Source organism: Pseudoalteromonas sp. TP27 (genome assembly GCF_056470645.1).
Map to the genome: position 1 here is coordinate 1 of NZ_JARDAK010000020.1, position 23,821 is coordinate 23,821.

22 protein-coding genes are annotated in these 23,821 nt (G+C 38.3%); 13 read left to right on the top strand and 9 right to left on the bottom strand.

The window, feature by feature from the left end; genetic code table 11:
- Positions 1 to 1,007: 1,007 nt before the first annotated feature.
- Positions 1,008 to 1,643, top strand: a complete 636-nt coding sequence (locus PX700_RS17980; protein WP_415637348.1) for a methyltransferase family protein — start codon at positions 1,008 to 1,010, stop codon at positions 1,641 to 1,643.
- A 301-nt stretch (positions 1,644 to 1,944) separates the two neighbouring features.
- Here PX700_RS17980 and PX700_RS17985 read toward each other — a convergent pair whose 3' ends face one another.
- The 3 genes from PX700_RS17985 to PX700_RS17995 are packed head-to-tail and all read right to left on the bottom strand — an operon-like array spanning position 1,945 to position 6,568.
- A complete protein-coding gene (locus tag PX700_RS17985; protein ID WP_479521476.1) occupies positions 1,945 to 3,966 on the bottom strand; it encodes an EAL domain-containing protein in 2,022 nt (673 codons plus the stop codon).
- 4 nt (positions 3,967 to 3,970) lie between these two features.
- Positions 3,971 to 4,498, bottom strand: coding sequence for a YfiR family protein (locus tag PX700_RS17990; RefSeq protein ID WP_479521477.1), 528 nt, complete (start codon positions 4,496 to 4,498; stop codon positions 3,971 to 3,973).
- Positions 4,499 to 4,507: 9 nt separating this feature from the next.
- On the bottom strand, positions 4,508 to 6,568 hold the full coding sequence (locus PX700_RS17995) for a TonB-dependent receptor plug domain-containing protein (RefSeq protein WP_479521478.1): 2,061 nt from the start codon (positions 6,566 to 6,568) through the stop codon (positions 4,508 to 4,510).
- Positions 6,569 to 7,045: 477 nt separating this feature from the next.
- Here PX700_RS17995 and PX700_RS18000 point away from each other — a divergent pair, with 477 nt between their 5' ends.
- The gene (locus tag PX700_RS18000; RefSeq protein WP_415637344.1) at positions 7,046 to 7,921 is read left to right on the top strand and encodes a diguanylate cyclase domain-containing protein; all 876 of its coding nucleotides are present in this window, start codon (positions 7,046 to 7,048) and stop codon (positions 7,919 to 7,921) included.
- A 52-nt stretch (positions 7,922 to 7,973) separates the two neighbouring features.
- Here PX700_RS18000 and PX700_RS18005 read toward each other — a convergent pair whose 3' ends face one another.
- Positions 7,974 to 8,882, bottom strand: coding sequence for a LysR family transcriptional regulator (locus PX700_RS18005; protein WP_479521479.1), 909 nt, complete (start codon positions 8,880 to 8,882; stop codon positions 7,974 to 7,976).
- A gap of 102 nt (positions 8,883 to 8,984) precedes the next feature.
- Here PX700_RS18005 and PX700_RS18010 point away from each other — a divergent pair, with 102 nt between their 5' ends.
- The 4 genes from PX700_RS18010 (at position 8,985) to PX700_RS18025 (ending at position 12,403) form a co-directional block, all read left to right on the top strand.
- A complete protein-coding gene (locus PX700_RS18010) occupies positions 8,985 to 9,614 on the top strand; it encodes an NAD(P)-dependent oxidoreductase (RefSeq protein ID WP_479521480.1) in 630 nt (209 codons plus the stop codon).
- Between the two features lie 108 nt (positions 9,615 to 9,722).
- Positions 9,723 to 10,739 (top strand): Kelch repeat-containing protein, encoded by a 1,017-nt coding sequence (locus PX700_RS18015; protein ID WP_479521481.1) that lies wholly within the window; start codon positions 9,723 to 9,725, stop codon positions 10,737 to 10,739.
- The gene (locus PX700_RS18020; protein WP_415637340.1) at positions 10,736 to 11,452 is read left to right on the top strand and encodes an SIR2 family NAD-dependent protein deacylase; all 717 of its coding nucleotides are present in this window, start codon (positions 10,736 to 10,738) and stop codon (positions 11,450 to 11,452) included. The genes PX700_RS18015 and PX700_RS18020 overlap by 4 nt, the downstream gene beginning before the upstream one ends.
- Positions 11,453 to 11,605: 153 nt before the next feature.
- Positions 11,606 to 12,403, top strand: a complete 798-nt coding sequence (locus tag PX700_RS18025; RefSeq protein ID WP_415637339.1) for a response regulator — start codon at positions 11,606 to 11,608, stop codon at positions 12,401 to 12,403.
- 61 nt (positions 12,404 to 12,464) lie between these two features.
- On the opposite strand, the gene PX700_RS18030 is transcribed toward PX700_RS18025, so the two are convergent.
- On the bottom strand, positions 12,465 to 13,784 hold the full coding sequence (locus PX700_RS18030) for a M20/M25/M40 family metallo-hydrolase (RefSeq protein ID WP_479521482.1): 1,320 nt from the start codon (positions 13,782 to 13,784) through the stop codon (positions 12,465 to 12,467).
- A gap of 445 nt (positions 13,785 to 14,229) precedes the next feature.
- Between PX700_RS18030 and PX700_RS18035 the strand changes: the two genes are divergently transcribed.
- The 3 genes from PX700_RS18035 (at position 14,230) to PX700_RS18045 (ending at position 15,929) form a co-directional block, all read left to right on the top strand.
- Positions 14,230 to 15,006: a hypothetical protein gene (locus PX700_RS18035; protein WP_479521483.1), complete on the top strand. Its 777-nt coding sequence runs from the start codon at positions 14,230 to 14,232 to the stop codon at positions 15,004 to 15,006.
- Between the two features lie 183 nt (positions 15,007 to 15,189).
- Complete coding sequence (locus PX700_RS18040) at positions 15,190 to 15,711, top strand: hypothetical protein (RefSeq protein ID WP_479521484.1); 522 nt, start codon at positions 15,190 to 15,192, stop codon at positions 15,709 to 15,711.
- Positions 15,708 to 15,929, top strand: coding sequence for a hypothetical protein (locus tag PX700_RS18045; RefSeq protein WP_479521485.1), 222 nt, complete (start codon positions 15,708 to 15,710; stop codon positions 15,927 to 15,929). Before PX700_RS18040 ends, PX700_RS18045 begins: the two co-directional genes overlap by 4 nt.
- 122 nt (positions 15,930 to 16,051) lie before the next feature.
- On the opposite strand, the gene PX700_RS18050 is transcribed toward PX700_RS18045, so the two are convergent.
- Positions 16,052 to 16,732: an SDR family oxidoreductase gene (locus PX700_RS18050; protein WP_479521486.1), complete on the bottom strand. Its 681-nt coding sequence runs from the start codon at positions 16,730 to 16,732 to the stop codon at positions 16,052 to 16,054.
- Between the two features lie 275 nt (positions 16,733 to 17,007).
- Between PX700_RS18050 and PX700_RS18055 the strand changes: the two genes are divergently transcribed.
- Positions 17,008 to 17,865 (top strand): mechanosensitive ion channel family protein, encoded by an 858-nt coding sequence (locus PX700_RS18055; RefSeq protein WP_479521487.1) that lies wholly within the window; start codon positions 17,008 to 17,010, stop codon positions 17,863 to 17,865.
- Positions 17,866 to 18,105: 240 nt separating this feature from the next.
- Here PX700_RS18055 and astB read toward each other — a convergent pair whose 3' ends face one another.
- The 3 genes from astB to PX700_RS18070 all read right to left on the bottom strand — a co-directional run bounded on the left by astB (position 18,106) and on the right by PX700_RS18070 (position 21,675).
- Positions 18,106 to 19,452, bottom strand: coding sequence for an N-succinylarginine dihydrolase (gene astB, locus PX700_RS18060; RefSeq protein ID WP_479521488.1), 1,347 nt, complete (start codon positions 19,450 to 19,452; stop codon positions 18,106 to 18,108).
- A gap of 634 nt (positions 19,453 to 20,086) precedes the next feature.
- On the bottom strand, positions 20,087 to 21,193 hold the full coding sequence (locus tag PX700_RS18065) for an L-dopachrome tautomerase-related protein (protein WP_479521489.1): 1,107 nt from the start codon (positions 21,191 to 21,193) through the stop codon (positions 20,087 to 20,089).
- A 47-nt stretch (positions 21,194 to 21,240) separates the two neighbouring features.
- Positions 21,241 to 21,675, bottom strand: a complete 435-nt coding sequence (locus PX700_RS18070; RefSeq protein WP_197239812.1) for a MarR family winged helix-turn-helix transcriptional regulator — start codon at positions 21,673 to 21,675, stop codon at positions 21,241 to 21,243.
- Between the two features lie 123 nt (positions 21,676 to 21,798).
- On the opposite strand from PX700_RS18070, the gene PX700_RS18075 reads away from it, so the two are divergent.
- The 3 genes from PX700_RS18075 to PX700_RS18085 all read left to right on the top strand — a co-directional run bounded on the left by PX700_RS18075 (position 21,799) and on the right by PX700_RS18085 (position 23,800).
- A complete protein-coding gene (locus PX700_RS18075; protein ID WP_479521490.1) occupies positions 21,799 to 22,227 on the top strand; it encodes an organic hydroperoxide resistance protein in 429 nt (142 codons plus the stop codon).
- A gap of 164 nt (positions 22,228 to 22,391) precedes the next feature.
- Positions 22,392 to 22,745 carry a metalloregulator ArsR/SmtB family transcription factor gene (locus tag PX700_RS18080; protein ID WP_165729438.1) on the top strand — a complete coding sequence of 118 codons (354 nt, stop codon included), beginning with the start codon at positions 22,392 to 22,394 and terminating at the stop codon, positions 22,743 to 22,745.
- A gap of 44 nt (positions 22,746 to 22,789) precedes the next feature.
- On the top strand, positions 22,790 to 23,800 hold the full coding sequence (locus PX700_RS18085) for an ArsJ-associated glyceraldehyde-3-phosphate dehydrogenase (RefSeq protein WP_479521491.1): 1,011 nt from the start codon (positions 22,790 to 22,792) through the stop codon (positions 23,798 to 23,800).
- Positions 23,801 to 23,821 lie beyond the last annotated feature (21 nt).

The following is a 23,821-nucleotide window of genomic DNA, read 5'->3' on the forward strand; positions in this document are numbered from 1 at the left end:
GAGCGCAATTAACACATACTCATATCGCGACACAAAGATAGTGTAGCATTTGCTATGTGGCTCTCTACCGCTGTGGGCACCACGACATTACCAGGCTTCAAATTAAAGAAACCCGTTACAGCAATGTGACGGTTTTTTTGCTGTCTGGGATTTAATAAATAGCCAAGACCCCATGCCGAACTCAGTAGTGAAACCGAAGCTTCGACCGATGATAGTGTAGCATTTGCTATGTGGCTCTCCACCGCTGTGGGCACTACGACATTACCAGGCTTCAAATTGTAAAAAACCGTTACAGCAATGTGACGGGTTTTTTGCCGTCTGGGATTTAATAAATAGCCAAGAGCTCATGCCGAACTCAGTAGTGAAACCGAAGCTTCGACCGATGATAGTGTAGCATTTGCTAGGTGACACTCTACCGCTGTGGGCACTACGACACTCTACCGCTGTGGGCACTACGACATCCTACTGCGTAGCGCACCGACTTCAAATTGTAGAGAGCCCGAATCTAACGATTCGGGCTTTTTTACGTCTGCAGAAAAGTGAAAGTCGCGCAATTAATGCACACTAAACCAAGGGCCATCACGTAGGCGGGCGAGCGAAGCGACTCCCGATGTTAAAATCATAAAATATCCACGGCTGTTAAAAAGTGCAGCATTTCACTGCGGCTCTTCACTACTGTTGATACTACGATATTACAAAGCTTCAAATTAAAGAAAGTTCTAACCGAAATAGTTGTTTTTTGCATATATAGAATGTAAAAATATGAGTGAATAATATCAATTCAAATATATAAGCAGATTGGTATTATATAAAAAGTATGAGATCCTCATAAATCAAAGTTATTTTAAATTAATGGTATTAGTTAATGATTACTCGTTAACAAACCTCTGACTTAACTTGTTTATGAAGGCAATGAATACTAATATAATTTCATGACCTTATAACTAAAATTTATTGAGTTAGTTGTTTTAAAATTACTACCAATAATGATTGTGAGCTGTAACTAGATGCCCTATGAAACATTTTTAGATGACTCTACTTCGCTAGTTGAATTTACACGTATTTACTTAGCTATTTTTTATACTTTTGTTGCGGGGTTTTATACATTTAGAATTATTTATAAAAATCGAGACACACCATCAGGCGTTATTTATCCCGGGGATAAGTTTTGCACCAGTTGGTGGAACCATATGATTTTTAAGTTTTTCAGAGCTGCTATTTGGTTTGTATGTGTAATTAGAGTGTTTGTACCTGAGTTAGATAGTTATCTTGGATTATTCCCAATTTTGAATGGCTGGCCAGGTGTATTGTTCGGTGATGTATTATTGAGTGCAGGCTTTATTTTGACGATGTTTGTACATTTCCATATGGCAGCACTTTGGCGTTCAGGAATTGACCCTAATGGTCCACATGAACTTAAAACATCAGGGCTATATGAATATTCTAGAAACCCGATGTACTTAGGTGTTGTAGCAGCGCAGGTCGGCTTCTTTTTAGCCTTACCTAGTGTATTCAGTTTAGCCTGCTTAGTAATTGGTTTTATAGCTATATATAGACAAACTTTAGTTGAGGAAGCTCATTTAGCTCATCGTTTTTCTACACAATATAAAGAGTATAAGCAACTTGTCCCTCGCTGGTTATAGCTTGGGATTAAACTCTAAATATATAGGATTTAAATTGAAGAGTTAGTGGGGTGCTCCATGTTAAATTAATAAATTTAAGCATAACAGGCATAAGTTAGATCACTTCTTTTTGTTTTATACCAATTCGCTTAATTAAGTGATCTATTTTGAGGATGGAAAAACGTGTTGATAGCTAGGCAAAAAATTTGCTATTTAGTTGTTCTCGGCAATTGCTCCTGCATTGCTCTACCTTCTGCATCCATGCAGTCGTAAATGAGAATTTTTTAACACAGGTAGCGACACGTTTAGCCCCGCAAAATGATTAAGTATTATTGCGGATTGGTATTATATATTTTTTAATAAACTCTTTTTTAGAAACTGCCTTTGAAAAGATATAACCTTGGATATAATCGCAGGTAAGCTGCTTTAATAGATCGTATTGTTTTTGTGTTTCTACGCCTTCAGCAACAACCATAACATCTAAATTATGTGCCATAGTAATAATTGCTTTAACGAGAGCGATACTATTATCATTAGATTCAAGGTCATTGATAAACGAACGATCTATTTTTAAAATATCGATATCTAAACGCTGTAAATATGCAAGAGAAGAGTATCCAACACCAAAGTCATCAATAGCTATATCTATATCAATGGCGCTCAACCGTTTTAATTGTCGCTGTATTGACGAGTCTGGATCCATTAGTGTGTTTTCAGTTACTTCAATTAATATAGTTTTTGCAGGCAGCTGATATTCCTTACTTGCTGCAATCCAATCATCTACCCAGCAACCTGCACGATCAATTTCAAGCGGTGATGTATTTACACTTATTTGAATTGTTTTTTTACTCAAAACGTTAAATTGCACGGTATCTTGAATCGCTTGAGATTTCACCCATTGACCGATGTCGTTTATTAACCCATTTTTTTCAGCGACGGGTATAAATTCATTGGGTCCTATTAGGCCTCGGTCAGGATGATTCCAACGAATAAGGGCTTCAGCTTTTGGCACAGATTGTCCATCAATTGAAAATATAGGTTGGTAATATAATTCAAATTGATTATGAGTTATTGCTATGCGTATTTCTTCTATTTGGCGACGTTTTTCTGTGGCTTTTTCTTCAATAGTATACGAGAAAAACTCGTAGCGATTCCGACCTTTATTTTTAGACAAGTACATCGCTTGATCCGCACGTTTAAAGAGTTCTTCTACTGTTGAACCATCAGTAGGAAAAAACGTTAAACCTATGCTTGCAGTAACAAATACTGTTTCTTTTTTTATTTTAATGCTCTGCATTAAGCTGTTTTTTATAGCTTCGGCAATTTTTGATGCTTCATCAGGACTGTTTACACCCTCTAAAATTAATGTAAATTCGTCTCCGCCTAAACGAGCTACTGTATCTTTACTTGTTATACAGCTTTGAAGCCTGGCTCCTACTTGATGTAATAATAAATCCCCGTAATCATGGCCAAGGCTATCGTTTACTTCTTTAAAACCATCTAAATCTATAAATATAAGTGCGAATTTCATTCCTTCAACACTTACTAAGCTTTGTAGTTTCTCGTAAAAATACCGTCTATTTGGTAAATCGGTTAACCCGTCCTGGTAGGCATATTGTTGCAACTGAATATTTGCATTTTCAAGTTCATTAGTACGGAGCCTTACTTGATTTTCTAATGAGTTTTCTCTTTGCTCAATGTTGTATAACATATCGTTAAAACAAGATGTTAACTGTCCGACTTCATCTTGTGATAGTTGTTCTGCGCGTAAACTATAGTCATGTGATGTGGTTATTTTACTGGCTGTTTGTGCTAAATATAAAATGGGGTTTAAAAATTTACGTCTTAATAAAAGAGACAAAATAAGGCTAACCGCAAAGGTAAATACCATCAGGATCATTATAAACTTGGTATAAAAAGTGATTCTTTCTTTAATGTAGCTGTCGTTAGCACGTATCTTTAACACACCATAATTATACATATCAAGTTGAAGCAAAGTATTAACTTCAATGCTTTGTTCTGTTTGTGTATCTTCGGAGTATGCAATAGCTAATTGTTCACCAGTTGTACTCATTACCATTATACTAATGACATCTGCTCGCATCAGTATTGGGTTTATAAGCTCCTGTACTGCGTCTATATCGTCAAACATAAGTGCGGTAGTTATATTGGGTGAAAGCATTTTTGACAGAGAACCTAAGCTTTCTATTTGCTCCTCTTTAGCGCTGCTGATCTCATAAGCACTAAATACAATCGTCACTATTGCGGTAGATACAAGTGCGACACTCATTAAGATGAATAATAATTTTTTACTTATTGTATTGAGTGAAAATAGATTTTTCATTACATTACCTTTCTACAACGCGGGCTAGGCGTAGTACTTTTGAGCTCATAGTAATGCCTGCATCTTTAAGTTGCTTTGGTGCAATTTCAAAGCGAATTTTACCACTGGAAAGAAAGAATTTGATATGGCCGCCATTTTCAATAAATGACTCTGTTTCACCAATGACCATAATGTTTTTTAGTTTTAAGGGCATCATTTTTTGCCACAGGATAAATGTATCAGAGGTAATAAATAGCATGTTACACGAGGAGGTTGAGACTTCATCAAGAGTAATTAATTTGTTGTATAGAGGTAAGTTTTTTATCGTACGATTTTTTAAAGCAGTGTTAGCCACATCAATAAAGTATTTATCAGGGCTGCAAATAGTAAACTCATTAAGGGATTCTAACTGAGAATCCCACTGTCCAAAACGTGCAAAGTTATATAAGAAGCCTGCTTTGAGCATGTATTCTTTTTCAACAGCGCTAACACTGGCACTAAAAAGTGCCAGTGTTATTAAGCTACTGTAAATTAGACTTCTTAACTTAATCATCTAACTAACTTAGAAATTTGCTGAAATAGTAAATGTAATACACTCATCAATATAGTTCGGTAATGTATAGGTTTCGCGTGTATTACGGTACTCAATATGTGAACCTGCAAATAGGTTTTTACCTGAAATTGCAGTCGACCACACAGGAGTAGCCTGCCAATTCCAACTAATATCGAACGTTGTGTAATTGTCGGTGTTATATGCATTTGAGTTTACTGCTCGTAGTATCGCAAATATATTGTGGTCAGCTAGAAATGTATAATCGGCTTTTACAAATAACTGCCTATTTTTAGAGTCATAGCCTATAGCGGGTTGTACTCTTGGAGGTAAATCGTAATTATAGTCAGTGTAGCTGTAACCAAACTCAGTATTGAGGCTATCAACTGGTTGCCATGATAGAACTAAATCTAATCCTTTGGTGGTTGTGTCTGCTACAGATGCAAAGTCTAAATCTATGCGGGTCATTGTTAGTGCTTGAAATACTTCTGGAACTCTCCCTGCCAGAAATAAATCGAGTATTGGAGTGAATTGCTCATTATGAGTATTCATATCAATAACTGCTACGTCTTTAGCATCAGTATAATAAGATGATAAATCTAGTGACCAGTCGTTAGTTGTATATCGATAGCCTAATTCATACGATAGATAGTTTTCTGACTTAACATTGTCATTACCATTTAGGTATGTTGGAATTCTATAGTTGTCTATTTGTTCAAAGCCTGAGCTTATACCCGCTAGTTCAATTACTTTTGTACCATTAACCTTAAAGTTATCGTTAAACTCAATCAGAGTTGGGATTCGAACACTCCGTGATACAGCGCTCCATATAATATGACTATTGGCTGGCTTATAAATAACTCTTGCTGATGGTTGGTTCTCCCATCCGGTTAAATCGTTATGATCAAGTTTAGTACCAATAATAAAGTCAAGGGTATCAGGAGTTACACTATACTGAGCTTGAACAAGTGCGCCGTATTGTTTGAGATTATTGAAGTCTTTATCACTATCTAAAAAAACACTTTTAGCAAAGGAAATAGAATTGTAGCGATAGTTTAAGCCCCAATCTAGTTGGAGAGATTGATATATAAAGTTCATTTGATAATCAATATCTATCGATTGAAAGTCTTCTTTAATGTAATCCTGAGAGCCATTTTGCTTAAGCCAAGAAATTTGTAGCATTTGGTTTGCATCTGGCGACATTCGGTTTTCGAGCCGAGCCATTATGCGTGAGTCTGTTCGCTTTAAATTATCTGAAAAGGTAATGTTTTCGTTGGTTTCATCTATAACACCGTGATAGTTTTGACCAAGTGTTGAGTGAGTTATATCGCCTTGAAGTAGTGCTGACCACTCATCACTAGGGGTAAAGTCAGCTCTAAAGCCTAATGAATGCTGCTTTGTAGTATCGTTAGGTGGAAGTGAGATTCCTTTTTTTGACTCATTGGCATCTTGTAAGTGGCCGTAAACTCTGTAACTTCCTTTGTTACTTATATCACCACCATAGCGAAGGTTTGCATCAGCATTTATTTGGTTACCAGTGGTTATATTTGCGTATCCACCGCGAGTATCAATACTATTTTTAGTAATAATATTAATTACACCATTATTTGCGTTGCTACCCCAAAGTAACCCGCCTTGCCCGCGTATTACCTCAATGCGTTCAATATCGTACAAAGGCACGTTTAGGGTTTCCCAATAAACTGCCGCAAATTTTGGGGTATACAAGCTTTGCCCATCAATCATTACTAACAGTTTGCTTGAAAAACGAGAGGCAATGCCTCTTGATGAAATAGCCCATTGATTATTATCGAGCTGGCGTACAATTAAACCAGGTACCATTTTTAGTGCTTCAGGGATTGATGTAGCACCTGAATTAGTTATTTGTTCTTTACTTAATACATAGATAGATGAAGCGGTATCGAATGCTGATTGCGCTCTTTTCATTGCAGAGGTTGCTTGCACATCCATACCCATTAAAGCATCAAGGTCGAGGTCTTCGTCTTCAAACGGCTCAGCCGCTAAAAGTGGGCAAACAAAAAGTAACGGCCAAAATAAACGTTGTGATATTTTCACCCAAAAGTCTCCAGCGCAATCAAAAAATCAAAAACAGTCATTGTTTTTGTAAAACATGTGATATCACACAATGTTAACATACATTAGCAATGTAAAAGTATAATTACGATTAAATCAAGCAAACCAATTTTGTAGTTGTTAAATTTTTATTACAGGTTACGAATTGTAAAAAAAAATCTGGAAATAAAGTATACAGCCTTCATATAAATATTTTCAGCAGAGTAGGAAAATAGGAAGTTACTGATAGCTATCAGTTATATAAGTTGAAAGTTAGTCTGTTTTAGAAGGATTTCAAAGCACTTTTAGATCATTAATTTTTTAGACTATGTTTTTTATAAAGGTAGAGAGAGTGGCATAAAAATAAAATTATAGTGTAACGTAACGTTAACTATTTTTGAGTACTTAATTCTCTTTGCTTTTATTAAAGGTATATAGAATACTTAAATTCGCTTGGTTTTGCTTTGAAGGCACCAAAGTATGATGAAAAATGAATTGATTAATGTAGAAGAAGTTCTCGATTTAATGCTTGATGCCGTATGTGTGGTAGATAAACAAGGCACATTTGTTTTTGTCAGTGCCGCATTTGAGCAAATATTTGGTTATACGGCAGATGAAGTTGTTGGCAAAAAAATGATTAACTATGTTTACGAAGGTGATCATTATAAAACACATAACGCTGTAGCTACCCTATTGTCTGGCGAAACGGTAAACCCTCGCTTTGAAAACCGCTGGATAAGAAAAAATGGTCAAATAGTTCATATACTATGGTCTGTTCGTTGGTCAGAGCAACATCAAGTAAGAATTGCTGTAGCGCACGACATAACTGAGCGTAAAATAATGGAAGAACAATTGTATTATCTGGCAGGCCACGATGTACTTACCGGCTTACCTAATCGCTCGTTATTAATGGATAGATTGCAAAGCACGCTAATAAAAGCACAAAGAAACGATTCATTTTTTTCATTACTATTTATCGACATAGACGGCTTTAAAGCTGTTAACGATACTTACGGCCATAGTGTGGGAGATAAACTACTGCACAGCATTGCTATTAGGCTCTCTAGTGTCATTAGAGAGCACGATATAGTTGGGCGCTTAGGGGGGGATGAATTTTTGATTATTTTAGATAATTTAAAATCACTAACCGAGGCTGACTTTATAAAATTAAAATTGCTTGCCCAATTTAAAGCGGCATTTACACTTGATGAATTAAGCTTAAATATCTCCCCTAGTATTGGTATTGCAAACTACCCCGAGCATGGTCAAACAGATCACGAACTTATAAAACATGCTGACCAAGCGATGTACAAAAATAAACAACGAGGCCTAGACAACGTAGCTTATTTACCTTAATACCGACGTTGATTTTTCACCTTAAACTAACTCATGAACACAGCACCTTTCGCTACAGTATCTTACTTGTTGCCACATTTTTAATATCACTTTGCCAGTGCTGTGCTAAAAAATCTATAAATGCCCTCACAACAGTTTGTTGGTAGTTTCTTGATAAATAAACTGCCCATAAATTGTGCCCTGGTGAGTAATACTCAGGTAAAACCTCAACGAGTTCGCCACTCCTCAAATAAGGATTAGCTAAATCGCACGGAATATTAGCAATCCCCATTCCTTTAAGTGCAGCTTTAACTAATACGGTCATTTCGTTTGATTGCAAATTGCCACTTACGCCAACTTGGTCGTTACTTTTACTCGATAATATTCGCCATTTAGCCGCGCTGCTATGCACTAAGCAATTATGATTAAGTAAGTCCTGTGGCTTGTTTAGCAAAGGTGATGTAGCTAAATAGGTTTTTGATGCACACAACACACTATCTATATGCATGAGTTTACGCGCAATAAGCTGCTCACTAGGTTGATCAATATAACGCAGCGCCACATCAACACGTTCATCAACTAATTGCGACAAGTTATCCGAAAGTACAAGTTGAATATTAGTTTGAGGATGAATTGCAGTAAATTGCTCCACCATATCAAATAGCAAGTTTTGGCCTAGCCCAATAGGAGAGGCAATTCGAATTGTGCCCACCAGCTCATTATTATGGCTATGCGCTCTGCTTTGTAAATCAGACACCGTACTGAGGATTTGTTGGCAGTAAATGAGTGCTTCTTCGCCCTGAATGGTCAAGCTTACTTTACGTGTGGTTCTATGAAATAGCCTGAGTGAAAGCCATTGTTCTATTTCTTGTACATGGCGAGTTACTTGTAAACGGCTTAACTCTAAATGTTCGGCTGATTTAGTAAAGCTGCCACAGCGGGCAACTTCAACAAAACTCGTAATTGCGGTTATTTTATCCATTGGTAACTTACTTTGAACTAATATGTGTCTTAACTGTGTATTTATCACTTTAAGTAGTGCAAGTAAACTTACTTTATCAACTTAACAGATAGAGAAACGATAATGAAAATAGCAGTTTTAGGCGCAACAGGTTGGATTGGCAGCACAATAGTACAACAAGCTACTAAACGTGGTTTAGAAGTAATTAGCATTGTACGCGATGCCGCAAAAGTAACTGATAACACAGCCGTTCGTGTATTTGATTTACAAAGCCAAGATAGCATTGCATCAGTACTTGAAGGCGTTGATGTTGTTATTGCTTCGGTAGGCGGTCGAGCAAGTGGCAATCACGAACTTGTAGCGCAAACAGCAGAGCGTTTACTTAGCGCACTTAATAATACTAATACACGTTTATTATGGGTGGGTGGTGCAGGTAGTTTAGAAGTCGCACCTGGAGTTACGCTTGTATCAACACCAGAGTTTCCTGATGAATATAAAGCCGAAGCGCTAGCACAAGGTGAAGCACTTAAAGTATTTAAAACAACAACTAGCTCTGCTTCATGGACGTTTGTAAGCCCTGCTGCAATTATTTATCCGGGTGATAATGAAGGCGATTACCGTATAGGCAGTAATACATTTTTTACTAATGATGCAGGCGAAAGCAAAGTTTCGGTCACTGATTATGCAGCAGCAATGGTTGATGAAGTGCAAAATGCGGCGCATGTAAATCAGCATATTAGTATTGCCTACTAGCCTAATTATCAATTAAAAGCGTTTGATTATTTAGATATAACAATACTGGCTCATAAGGCTAAAATAATTTAATCTGAGTGTATTAATTATTATTAAATTATTTGCCTTATGAGCCTTATTTTTTCCCTTGTGTTAGCAAGCCTTCCCGCTTTACCAGAGCCTGTTGCTAATAATGCGGTAGCTAAAGTAACAGCACAAAACCAAACCTATTTTTTAAGTTTTATGGGGCTGGGCCGCGATAAACAGCACTCGTCAGTACATAACAAAGTGTGGGCGCTTAAAGTTGGCGATTCACAGTGGCAATCTAAAACTGGTGTGCCTTCAAGCTTGCCACTAAAAGGGCGCTTAGCTAGCACCGCTGTCGGTTTAGGCGAGTACGCCTATGTGTTTGGCGGCTATACGGTAGCAGAGGATCATACTGAAGTTTCAAGCCCAGACGTATATAAGTACGACGTAATAAAAGATACTTACACCCACCTTGCGAGCATGCCAGTACCCGTAGACGACAGCGTAGCGCTTAGCTATAAAGCGCGTTACATTTACTTAATTAGCGGCTGGCATAACGACGGCAACGTAAATTTAGTACAAGTGTACGACACACAAAATAATACATGGCAACAAGCCTCGCCATTTTTAGGTGAGCCCGTGTTTGGCCAAGCCGCTGCGATTAGCGGTAATACCATTGTTATTTGTGATGGTGTTAAAACACAAGCAAACCCAGATTCGCGCCGCTCGTTTGCAGGCGTAGCACAGTGCTTAAAAGGCACTATAGATTCAACTAATCCACAAAAAATAGATTGGCGCACGCTGCCTCATCCAACGGGCACCGCTCACTATCGAATGGCAGCCACTAACTATAATGGCAATATTTATATGCTGGCAGGCTCTAATAACCCATATAACTACAGCGCAATAGGCTACGACGGTAAACCTGCACCAGCAAGCAATCATGTTTGGCGCTTTAGTGTTGATAAAAACGAATGGCAGGTTTTATCAGCGGTTGACGTAAAAAGTATGGATCACCGTGGTTTACTTGAGCACAACGGTGTTTTATACCGAATTGGCGGTATTGATAATAACCAGCAAGTAAGTGCTAACGTACTCGGTTACGAGGTTCAAAAATGAACACCCTTTACATTACCGGGGCAGGAGTCAGCGCAGCCAGTGGCATTCCCACATTTCGAGGTGAGGATGGTTACTGGACCATAGGCAGTAAAAATTATACGCCTATGGAAATGGCAACACGCGCAATGTACCAAAACGCTCCTAAAGAGTTTTTAGCATGGTATTACCATCGCTTTGCAACGTATCGCAACCATGGCCCAAACGACGTGCACCATTGGTTAAGTGACAAAAATCTAATTACTCAAAACATAGATGGGCTTGATGGCAAAGCAGGTAATAAAAACTACATTGCTATTCATGGCAGGCTCGATCAAATGACCTTATTTCATGAGCAAGGCGACGATGTAACGCCATTTACCGCTCCGTGGGATAGCGTAGACGAAAGCTGCTTGCACAACTCTTTATTTGAAGTGTTTAATATTAAAAACCTAACACCCGAGCTTAATCAATCTTTTAAACCCTTTGTTTTATTGTTTGATGAGTACTACACCGAGCTTTATAGAATTAGCGAAGCACAAAAACGCATGAGTAACGCCGATAAAATCGTATTTATGGGCACCTCGTTTAGCGTTAACATTACGCAAATGGCAATTGAAATAGCCCGCGATTACAACATTCCCATTGAAGTTGTCGATCCTGAGCCTGCTCATATTTTACACCCTAATGTAAGCTATAAAAAAATGACGGCATTAGAATACATACAAAAAAATTAGACTACTTACTATTACACCTAGTTTTGAAGGGATTTAGTAATAATAATTCGCATTGGCGATTTTTTAGTTTTTGATAATTGACTGTTGATCTATAATAACAAGAATAAATTTAGTGTTTGTTTTCTATAAAATAAAAAAATAACTGAGAAATTAATGACAGATCAAACAGGGATACGCAATCTTTCAATATTATTAGTCGAGCCGTCAGATGTTCAGCAAAAGCTCATAATTAAATCGTTATCACAATGTGGTGTAAGTCAGGTTGAAACTACGACTACCCAAGCACAAACATTAACAATTCTTGAAAGCTATCAGCCAGATTTAGTAATAAGCGCAATGTATTTGGCCGATGGGACAGCCGACTCACTATTACAAAAAATAAGATCAACACCGCGTACTGAACATCAAGCATTTATGCTGGTATCGAGTGAGCGTAATAAAAAATATCTAGAGCAACTTCGCCAATCTGGCGTGTTGGCTATTTTACCAAAGCCTTTTAGTGCAGAAGCGATTACCCGAGCACTTAAAGCTACTTTAGATATTATTACTGAGGAAGAAGTTGAGCTTGAACACTTCGATGTAACTTTACTACGAGTGCTTGTTGTCGATGATAGCCGTTTTGCACGTAAGCATATTATCCGAGTATTAACTGGTATGGGTATTCCGGCACCTGTTGAAGCTGAGGATGGTAAACAGGCAATTGATTATCTTAATTCACAACCTTTTGACTTAATAGTAACCGACTACAATATGCCCGAAATGGACGGACGAGAGCTAACAGAAGCCGTTAGAAGCTCAAATAGCTACTCGCATATTCCTATTTTAATGGTGAGCTCAGAAGCCAACGAAACGCACCTAGCAAACATAGCCCAAGCAGGTGTAGATGCGATTTGTGATAAACCATTTGAGCCTGCAACAGTAAAAGACTTATTGTTTAAAATAATGTCTTAAAAGTAACGGTAAGTAAGCGTAGGACTGAGTTTATTTGGCCCTCGCTTACTTGTAAAAAAATCTACTCTTGTAGCTGCCCTAATCTATAAATGAGTAATGCAGTTTTTTTAATGTTTTTATCAAGGCTGGTTAAATCGGCTGTTTCGTTTTTGGTATGCGCGCCGCTGCCCATTAAGCCCAAACCATCAAGTGCCATATCAACATGGCTTGCCGCAAACGAAATATCTGCAGCGCCTGCATTTCGTGGGTTTGCCGCTACTACTTTGTTAAAGCCTAAATCGTGGCTTGCGTCGCTGTAAAGTTCTAATAGCTTTTTATTGCCATCAGTTAATGCCATTGGCGGGTAACCGTCTTCAAAAATAAGCTCAGCTTTACTACCATTTAAACTGTTGCTAGCAATGAGTTGCATTGACCTTTTTGCGTTTTCGAATTGTTTTGGCGAAAGTGCACGTAAATCACCTGCTACATGCACGGTTTGTGCTATTACGTTGCTTTTACCAAACGCCGTTGCTGACGAATTAGCGCTGTCGTAGTCGGCATTTGTGCCACCTACAATAAGCCCCGGATTAAATGTTAAGTTAGGTTGCGTGGCAAGTTGCTCTCTAAAATCATTTAAAATACGCGATGCTTCGTAAATAGCGCCATAACCAACGCTTTCGCTAAATATTTGCGACGAGTGCGCCGCATTGGCCGTTACGTTTAGCGTCCAGCCGGTATAACCACGGCGCGCCGCCATGGCAGTTTTAATATTGTTATCGCCATTTTCATAACCAAGCGCTACATCGGCCCAAATTGCTGCATCAACAATAGCTTGTTTAGATAAGCTAAGCGGGCGACCGCTGCTTTCTTCATCGCCAGTCAATAATACTTTTATGCTTACATTTTCGAGTAAATTAAGGGCTTGTAAGCTTTTAAGTGCGGTAATTATAATCGTGTTGCCACCTTTCATATCAGCAACGCCTGGGCCACTGGCTGTATCGGCATCAAGTTGTTTGTAGGTAGTAAAGTTATCGTTTTTGGCAAACACCGTATCTAGATGGCCGATCATCAGTATTTTTATTGCATTGGGATTTTCACTCTCATGGGTTGCTAATACATGCCCTGCACGGTTAAACGCACTGCCATCAAGCCATTCTACTTTAAAACCAATGGCTTTAAGCTGCTCGCTTGTTAGCGCACCTACTTTTTTTACACCTTCAATATTAAGCGATCCGCTATTAATATTTACGGCTTGCTCTATTTGTTGCAGAGCTTGGGGAATGTTTTTATCGACCTGTTTTATTATTTCACGCTCGTTTTTATCAAGCGCCGCATGGCTTGTAAGCGGTAAGGTACTCGCAATTGTGAGAATAAGTGCATGGCTAAATTTTAAAAATGACATAACAGCATAATAAGTGAGAAATAAGAATATTTAATATGAAGTAAAAATACAGAGGATTCAATAGGAGTAGATTGTGATTTTTAACTAATTTTATAAGTAATAACGAGTTACAAGTTTAATGATTATAGAGAGTACGCGTTATTGGTTTAAACACAGGTATTTAAAATAAAACCTCTTAATTAATAATCAAGCTGTACAACTAAACAGCGATTTGTCTGATATTACTGATCTCCACCAATTTGGGGTTTTGCTACATTTAGAAAAGGTAAGGCGAAGCTAACTAACAGTTTACAGTTGTTTATTTTATAGCTAGGATAAAATCATTGTAATATAAAGATATTTGTCGGTTTGTGAAACGACGAATGTCGTAGACTATATTGTTATGTGCATAAGCAATCATTTGTGTCAATTCATGATGAACATTTCAAATAAACAAGGTGTATAAATGGATGTAAATAATGCGGCAGGCAGATTGCTGAATATCCTAACTGAAGGAAAAAAAGCGAACCCAACGGAAAACTGCAGAAAAGTCTGGTGTCGAATTCTTGATGTTGACGAAAGTAATTCACTTGTTTTAATTGGAAGAATAGGAAAAGTATTTTCATTAGTGGATGATATTTCAACAGAGTTAAGCCAACTTGACGACGTTGATGTATCAAGATACATGTCTTGGACAAGATATTTAGACAATGCTTTTTCTAACTGTAATTTAGGTTCTTCATGGAGTGAATTTATGAAGCACCTTAGTGAACCTGCTTTTGATTATCTTCACATGACAGCTGGTATGCTTTCTACAAATAGACCTCAACCAGTTTTACCTAGATCCGAGTTAGACGAAATTTATAATGGCGCGAAAGAACTTCTTGATGAGATCATTAATTCTGATTTACCGAATAATATTAAACAATATTTTTCCGAACAGTTACGGAAAATAATAATTTCAATTGAAGAGTATAAAATAACAGGTTCTTCTGAAGTTGTTAGTATAGTAGAAGCTACTTTCGGTAAGGCTGTATTGTCTAAAGACTTGATTGAAGGTAAAGACACTAATACGGAAATGAAAAAGTTTTGGACGTTTATGGCAAAAACGGCACTAGTTGTATCAACAGTGACAGGTGCGTTACAGATAGCTGATTATACGGCTAAAACATTTCCTGAATTAAATGCACCAGAAAAAGTTATAAATATACCTGTTGAAAAAAGCAAATTGGAAAGTGTGTAAATGCACATAACAAGGCGATTCGATAAGGACAAAACAGTTGGTTTTGCTCCTGCGTGAATTACAGTGACACCCAACCTAAATTTTGTAATGCTTTAAAAACGCTTAGAGTTAATTACAGGAACTCGTTTTTTTTAATTGACTTTGGCTGTTGAAGTTATTCTACAGTCTCGTTATAGGTTCAAGATGACTTCACACAGAGATTTAAATCCCACACATGAAAGTGCTGTTCTAGATTCATATAAGAATCTCCTTTCATCACAAGGTAAAGTACTTGAATTAATTAACAGACCAGATCCGCCGGATGCAATTGTAAAGATTGATGGCGTAGATACTTGGATAGAAATAACAGATGCACACTTTAGTCAAGAGACTGCAATCAGCATAACTTCTCATGCCGCGGATGATAAAGTTCACATACCGTCAAAAGGCGATTTAGTTGGAGGTTTTGATTCAATTACTAATGAAAGAGTTGAGTCAGCAATTAAAGCTAAGTTACAGAAGAAAACAATGCAAAGCATTGCTGCATTAAATAAACCAGGGATATTACTTGTTGGGTTATATGGGCCATTCTTTGACATACTTGAGGTTGAAAGTAATTTTTCTGATGAATTTAAAGCTGAGTTAAAGACCCAGAATATTTTTAGTTCTATTTATGTTTATCAAACCTGTAACCAAAACACTCATGCGTACCATAAAATTAGATGAAGCAATACTCTGTCGTAAAAGTTATATCTCTTTATAAAAAGTTTATCTATTCAGAAAAAAGCTTTGGCTCTAGAGTTCCTCAAGTCGGTGATGTTGGAACAATAGTTGAAGTTTATGATGGAGCCTTTGATATTGAATGTAGCGATGAAAATGGTGTTACCATTTGGCTTGAAATATTCGAACCTAGTGATGGTGATTTAGAGTTGCTGTACATATAGTAAGCTTTTATTAGTGGCGAATACTTTCCCTTCATTCTATCCAGTCGGTATTTAGAATTAACAACCGTCAGGTTTAACACCATTAGCATTAAACCTGACAGCCCAAACTCAACCAATTAGCGTTAATTAGTCGGCATTAAATAAATCTCACGCACGCTGTTGCGCTGGTATGCTTCAATGGCAAACAGTACGGCGTCGGCTACATCTTGTGGGTCGAGTTTGTCGGGTTTAGCGTCATCAAAAAACGGGGTGTTTACCATGCCCGGTGCTATGGTGGTGCAGCGGCCGTTCCATTCGCTCATTTCCTCAGCTAAGTTTTGGCCAAACCCATAAGCAAACCATTTAGTTGCCCCGTAAATGGAGCCTCCTAATGGTTTACGGCCAGCGGCAGAGCTGGTTAATATAAAGTGACCTTTGTTTTGGCGTAAATGCGGCAGGGTTAATTTTGCAGTCCAAAGTAGCGCTTTAATGTTTATGTCGATCATGGTGGACCACTCATCAGGGTCGCCATTTTCGGTGCCGGCAGTTGAAACACCCATACCTGCGTTAGAAAAGGCTACGTCTAATCGGCCAAACTTTTCAATGCCTTTAGTAACTACGTTTTCAAGCGCGGTAAAGTCGGTTGCATCTGCAGCTACGCCCAGTGCATTATTTGAGCCTAGTGACTCTACTAACTCAGTTAGCTTATCTTCGCGTCTAGCGGTAAGTATTACTTTATGACCATTATTTACAAGGGTTTTTGCGGTTGCTTCGCCAATACCGCTTGAAGCGCCGGTTATGAGTACTATTTTCTCTTTTGCCATAGGTAACCTCTTTTGTGAACTTTGAAAGCTTAAAACGACCATACCAATAAACGATTAACCTACATTGAATAGTCGCTATAAATTAGCCGTAAATGGCGGTGTTTTATATTCTAATAACCATGGTTTTTAGGCCGTTATTAAAATTGAAATGAGTGATTAAAAAAGGTAGGTTTAAATTTTTTATTCTATATACTCGCGCCACTTCTTTTGAAGTCGGTTTTTATTAAATTTAACCATTATTTTGCTGAGTTTCAGCCACATTTATCGGAACAAACATGAAAGATAAACTTTTAGCGTTTTGGCAAAGCCATTCAGAAACAATCATCACTTTAGGTTACAAAGTGGTTTTAGCATTGGCGATTTTAGTTGCGAGCGCGCTTATTGCACGTTCGGTTAAAAAAGCGATTAAAAATTCTAAATCCCCATTAAAAAAAGTGGATAGTACGCTACTTCCTCTTTTATCGAGCATTGCTGGTTATTTGGTTTATATAATTGGCGGGCTGTTTATTTTAGATATTTTTGGCGTTAACACGGCAAGTTTAATTGCGCTAATGGGCGCTGCGGGTTTAGCGATTGGTTTAGCCCTTAAAAATACGCTGAGTAATATTGCTGCAGGAATTATGCTACTAATACTCAGACCTTTTAAAATAGGCGACTTTGTTGATGCAAGCGGCACGCTTGGCACGGTGAGTGAAATACATTTATTTACTACTATTTTTAAAACCACCGACGGCCTTTATATTGCATCGCCTAACGGTAAAGTGTGGGGTGGCAATATTAAAAACTTTACCCGTAATGGCAAAAGGCGAATGGATATAGTGGTGGGTATTTCGTATGCCGACTCTATTGATGTTGGCTTAAATGTACTCAAAGAATTAGCTGCATCAGAGAGCCGATTACTCGCAGAGCCTGCACCTAAAGTAATGGTGACATCAATAGGCGAAAGCGCAGTGAACATTCAATTACGTGCGTGGGCTGTTAATGGTGATTATTGGCAAACCGTGTGGGATTTAAATAAACGTGTTAAAGAAGCAATTGAAGGCGCTGGGCTGAGTATTCCGTTTCCGCAGCGTACGCTTCATATATCTGAGTCGATGGCATCGGCAGTTACGGTTAATACCAATCCGCAATAATACTTAATCATTTTGCGGGGCTAAACGTGTCGCTACCTGCGTTAAAAAATTCTCATTTAGAACAACTAAATAGCGAGTTTTATGCCTAGTTATCAACACGTTTTTCCAGCCTCAAAATAGATCACTTAATTAAGCGAATTGGTATAATAAAGACGTTTAAATTCTATTAGCATAAGCGCAAATAAAAATAGCGAGCCTTGGCTCGCTATTTATGTATTAGCCTTTGTATTGACTGAGGTATTAACCCTCTAATTGAAAGTCGTACACTGAGCCTAAATTAAGTAATTGTGTAAGCTCATCAAGAGCTTGGTAGCTTTCGGTGAGTAGGGCTGAGTCTGCAAAGTCACTTGCGCCTAACTTGTCGCGGTAGTTACGCTTTGCCCAGTCACACAGTTGTGTGTATTTAGTATCCGTTAAAATAACCTCTGGGTTTACCGCAGTAAGTTCTTGCTCGTTAAGGGCTACACGTAAACGCAAGCACGCAGGTCCGCCGCCATTTTGCATACTTTGGCGTAAATCAAAAAACTGTACTTGGTTTACTGGGTTATCAGCCATGATCATTTCTTCAATGTAGGCGTTAACTGCGGCGTTGCGTTTACACTCTTGTGGTGCAACTAGCAGCATTGAACCATCGGCAAGGCTTACAAGCTGGCTGTTAAATAAATAACTACTTACTGCATCGGTAATGCTTACTTTTTCGGTAGGTACTTCAATAATATAAAATTCTTTATTGCCCACATACGCTTCGCGAATATCTTGCAGTGCCAGTGCTTGGTTTAAAAATGCTTGCTGGTGGCACAGTAATACGTTGGCGTTACCTACTGCAATTACATCGTTATGAAACACGCCTTGGTCTATTACGTCTGGATTTTGCTGTAGTAAAATTTGGCTTGAATCTTTTAAGTTATGTAAACGACAAATTGCTTCTGAGGCTTCGAGTGTTTGCCTTGCAGGAAACTTAGCGGGTTTTGGTAATTGGTTGTTAAACGCGCTGGCACCAAATACAAACATTTCAAGGCCTTGCTCGCCGTGGCTGTCACAAAAACGAGTATGGTTTGCTGCACCTTCGTCGCCAAAAAAGCCTTGGTCTGGCAAATGGGTGTGGTGTGCAAAGTATTTGTCGTTATTAAACATCGCTTTTAATAAGCGCGTAGTGGTTGCAGGCTCTAATGAACGATGAAACTTATTATTTAAATTAGCTGAAGTAAAATGTACTTTGCCGTCGGTTGTATCAGGAGATGGCGATACCGTAGCGGCATTAGCTGTCCACATTGCAGACGCTGAATAACACGCACGTAATAAAATAGGGTCGGCTTTAAATGCTTTATTAATTACTTGTGCATCGTTACCGGTAAAGCCTAAGCGGCGCAGTACGTTTAAGTCGGGGCGTGCATGAGGGGCAAATACACCTTGAGTTAGGCCTTTGTCGTGCATGGCTTTCATTTTTTCAAGGCCTTGAAGTACCGCCTCTTGAGGATTTGAAAAGCTTGCTGCGTTATTCAACGAGGCAACATTACCATAAGACAAACCAGCGTAGTTGTGAGTAGGACCCACTAAGCCATCAAAATTAACTTCCAAAGCGTTCATACACGTTCCAACTAAAAATTTTCAATAGGATGCAACAATACAATGCAATTGAGCTGCTTGCAAAGTTATAAACGCAGTGTTTTTACTAATTTTTTGATGTTTTTAAATGTAGAGTTTATTACAAGGGGGGGGGGGTTATATTGAACGGTTAATTTGAAGTTTAATAAAAATGTACGCATAAATTTCATAGTGCGCAAAAGCCTAGCCTAAAGTGAGTTTATACAATCAAGCTTTATGCCAAGCCTTTACACAATACGATGTTACTTAACATAGGCGCGTTCTTTATCAGCGGTAGTGCGGGTATTTGTAGGGTCGTTAACTTGCCAAACGCTAATGTCTAAACGCCATAAAAGGTAAAGGGTATGATATAAGTTGAACATGGTTTTTCCTTGGTATTTTCACTGAACACATCAGTCTATAGGAAGAAGTATGCCAACATTAACTTGAATATTTTATGAATAGAAATCAGGTGTTTAGTATTTAAGTGTAAATACATACTTAAGGGTTAGCACCAAAGCGGTGAAGTATTTTTAAAATATGCACCAGTGTGGTGTGTTTTTAACAAAAAGCCCTGCAACTATTGGGGTCACTTAAATGTGCAAGGCTTTTAAAAAATGTAGGTATCAAAAAGTAATTAACGGCCTACTTTTGCTTTTACTAAAGGCTCAAACGACATTACTTTAAACTTACCGTGGCTTTTATTTTTACCATTATTAAGTACAGGCGAGTTGTGTAAATCGTCAACGGTAAAGTATATTTTGTCATCAGCTCCGTAGCTAAAGCCATCAGGCCAGCTTAAGCGGTCGTCTTTAAATAATACTTCGTAATTACCAGTAGGTTTAACTACGCCAATTGCGCCGTTGGTTATGTCGGTTACGTATACGTTACCGCCGCCATCAACAATAATACCGTCTGAAATTGGCTTAGTGCCGTAACGCGTAACTTTATCCTCAAGTGCTTTAGCCGAAAGGCTCTCGTCATTTATATCGCTGGTGGCAATACGGTAAACCGACGTGCCCGACATAGATCCAAAGTAAAGCCAGTCTTCGTTAGGGTCAAGCGTAATAGGGTTAACACCTAAGCGGGCAGGTTGCCCTCCAATGCTCATTGTGCGGCCATCAATAACCATATCGATATTTTCGGCTGTGGTGTAATGGCTATTTTGTAACACTCTGCGTGCAACACCTGTTTTAAGGTCAACTGTAATAATAGCGGCTTGGCTGCCTTGGGCTGTGTCGGCAATGTATACAACGCCATGCTTATTATCGATGACTAAATCGTTTAAAAACGAGGTGTCGGTAATAGTAGGTTTAGCCAGATAAATTATTTTGTGCAGTTGCTCTTTATTTGTATCCCAACCCACTAAGCGCCCAGCGCGATCTGGCCCTGATGTGTCGAGCATCCATAAAACACCATCGGCTGATACATTTATGCCAAGTACATCATAAAAACCTTTACCGTTATTGTACGCGTAAGCCCATTCTTCATTAGGGTAGGGTTTAGTTGTGCCATCGCTTAAAAGCTCCATAATTTTTTGCTTTTGGCCGTAAAAACCATGTACCGATAAAAACTTTCTTCCCGATGGCGTAATAGCAATGTTACCCGGTGGGTGCTGCGCATCAAATGTGGCTACTGTTTTTAAATCAGCATTTTGATTAGCGGTATTAGCAAGTACGGCGTTGCTGCCTAAAAGTGCAGTGCTACATGCCGCTGCTAAGAGTAATTTTTTAATATGAGTCATTTAATATATACCTTTTAAAGTAAATTGATTGGTTAACTATAAAGTGCCTAATTGGCTAAGTCGTTTACTACTAAATCGAGCAGTTGCATTAACTGCTGTGCTTGAGCCGTATTAATACTATCGAATTTACATTGAATGTTTTTAGGTATATCAGCCGCTTTTAACTTAAGTGATTGACCACTTTGGGTAAGCTGAATTAGGCGTTTACGCTTATCGTGCTCATCTTTAATAACAGCAAGTAGTGATTTGTCTGTCATTTTTTTGAGTATTTGGGTCATTGCGCCGCCATCGATCGCGGTTTTATCTATCAGCTCTGCAATTGTTATTTCGTCTTGCTCCCACAGCGCCATCATTACTACGTATTGCGGGTAAGTTAAATTTAGCTCGTTTAAAGGCTCGCGATACGCACGCGCAATGCTGTTAGATGCCATGTATAACCGATGGCATAACTGATTTTTTAACTTTAATTGCTCAAACGACATAACTTTATCCTTTATTTCGATAGATGTTATTTTAATTTGCATGCAAAGTATTTGCAATCTCTAATTACTTGACCTATTATTTTGCACACAAACTAAATTGATTACTAAACTTTGGAGTTCATTATGAATGTATTACAAAACGTAGCTTACACAGCAAAGGCTACTGCAACTGGCGGCCGTGAAGGCGTGGCTAAATCTGATGATGACCGTTTAGATGTAAAACTATCAACACCTAAAGGTTTAGGCGGCGATGACGGACAAGGCACTAACCCAGAGCAATTATTTGCCGCAGGTTATGCAGCATGTTTTATTGGCGCACTTAAATTTGTAGCGGGTAGCGAAAAAATAGATTTACCAAGCGACACACATATTAATTCAGAAGTGTCTATTGGCGCGATTGAAGGCGGTTTTGGTATTGCTGTAAAATTGGCTGTATCACTAGGTGATATGGATAAAGCAGCAGCGCAAACGCTTGTAGATAAAGCGCATCAAGTATGCCCTTATTCAAACGCAACACGTGGCAATATTGAAATAGAGCTTTCTGTTATTTAACACTAAATAACGTAATTATTAAAAGCACACAACGATAAGTAGTCGTTGTGTGCTTTTTTGCGTTTTAAAGCAAAATAATTTAAATATACAAATAATCGTATATTCACTATTCCATATGTTTAATTTTTGTTTTATTGTATATGTACTAACACTGCGAGGACACTATGGAACAATTCAACCCACTTCAATTTTATAAATGCTTAGCGGACGATACGCGTTTAAAAGCAATGCTATTAATTAGCGACCAAGAAGAGCTGTGTGTGTGCGAACTTGTTGCTGCACTTGAATTAAGCCAGCCTAAAGTGTCGCGCCATTTAGCACAATTAAGGCAATGCGGATTACTGAGCGACCGTAAGCAAAATCAATGGGTTTATTACAGTATTAATAAAGCCCTGCCTGAATGGGCTAAAAATGTATTAACGCAAACCCTGACTGCTAACCCTTCATTTTATGAAAATGATTTAACGCGGTTAAATACTATGGGTAACCGTCCTGAACGAGCAGCTAGCTGTTGTTAACTAACTAATTAGTAAATAAATTAACTCATTAAAGGTATTTTATTATGACGATTAAAGTAGGTATTAACGGTTTTGGCCGTATGGGGCGTTTAACACTGCGCGCAGCAGTTGATTGGCCAGAAATAGAGTTTATTAAAGTAAACGATGTAGCGGGCGATGCTAAAACCCATGCCCATTTAATTGAGTTTGACTCGGTACACGGGCGCTTAGCACAACATATTACCAGCGATGAAAACTCATTTAGTGTAGGTAAACACACTATTTTAGTGACGAATAATAAAACCATAAATGAAACTGATTGGTCAGATTGCGATGTAGTAATAGAAGCCAGCGGAAAAATGAAAACAACTGAGTTGCTAAACCAATATTTAGCACAAGGTGTTAAGCGCGTTGTAGTAACCGCACCGGTAAAAGAAGATGGTATTTTAAATGTAGTAATGGGCGTAAACGATGACCTTTATAACCCAAGCGAGCATAAAATTGTTACGGCGGCCTCGTGTACAACTAACTGTTTAGCGCCAATAGTAAAGGTTTTGCAAGAAAAAGTGGGCATTAAGCACGGCTCAATGACCACTATTCACGATATAACCAATACACAAACTATTATTGATGCACCGCATAAAGATTTACGCCGTGCGCGTTCGTGCGGGACTAGTTTAATACCAACCACAACCGGTAGTGCAACGGCTATTACGCATATATTCCCTGAGCTTAAGGGCAAGTTAAACGGCCATGCTGTACGTGTGCCTCTTACTAATGCGTCAATTACCGATTGCGTATTTGAGCTTGAGCGCGGCGTTACACAAAGTGAAGTGAATACTTGGTTTAAAAACGCTGCAAATAACGAGCTAAAAGATATTTTAGGCTACGAAGAAAAACCACTTGTATCGGTAGATTACAAAACAGATCCGCGTAGCTGCACCATAGATGCCCTTTCAACCATGGTAATTAATAACACTCAGCTTAAGTTATACGCTTGGTATGATAACGAGTGGGGTTATGCAAATCGTACTGCTGAGCTAATGCTTAAAGTTGCAAAAAGTGATGTGGTTTAATCTCGTTTAAAAAGGTTTAAC